The organism is Bartonella sp. AD328YNZD (genome assembly GCF_042196425.1).
This window is the reverse complement of the sequence record NZ_JBHIQG010000859.1, coordinates 1-546: the sequence shown is the minus strand read 5'-3', so window position 1 is coordinate 546 and position 546 is coordinate 1. Positions and strand designations below refer to the sequence as shown.

Annotated in this window: 1 tRNA gene and 1 pseudogene; both read left to right on the top strand. The window is 38.6% G+C overall.

Going from position 1 to position 546, the window contains the following annotated elements:
* Positions 1-8: 8 nt before the first annotated feature.
* Positions 9-85: transfer RNA gene (locus ACFIO3_RS15450), tRNA-Asp, on the top strand.
* Positions 86-385: 300 nt separating this feature from the next.
* Positions 386-546: pseudogene (locus tag ACFIO3_RS15445) on the top strand (NADH-quinone oxidoreductase subunit A); the annotation flags it as partial.

Below are 546 nucleotides of genomic sequence, written 5' to 3'. Positions count from 1 at the left end.
AAAAATGCGCGGGTGTAGCTCAGTTGGTTAGAGTGCTGGCCTGTCACGCCGGAGGTCGCGGGTTCGAGCCCCGTCACTCGCGCCATTTCATGATTCCTTATGAAATTTCCTTTATTAAAATATCCATATGCTATGAGTAATGTGGTGGAGTATTTGATTGGGGAATAAATATATTTTTTCTTTCTTTTTATATGGTTTATAAGATATAGGGCTTGCGTCTTTCTTTGCTCTGCGTTACCTATGCCGATAAGAAAAGTATCGCTCTGTATGCCTTTGAAGCAGTATGAATAGAGTTAATAGAGCGATTGTTAAATTTGTCTGTTTGGTCTCGCAATATTGAATCATTGTGTTAAACTCAGGCATTTCGTTATGATGGAAGAGGGTTATGGCTTATTTATTGAGCTCTTATTTACCGGTCTTGATCTTTATTATTGTTTCGGCAGTTATTGCTGGAGCTTTATTGATTATGCCTTACATTGTAGCATATCGTTCCCCCGATCCTGAAAAGTTATCGGCTTATGAATGTGGGTTTAATTCATTTAGTGA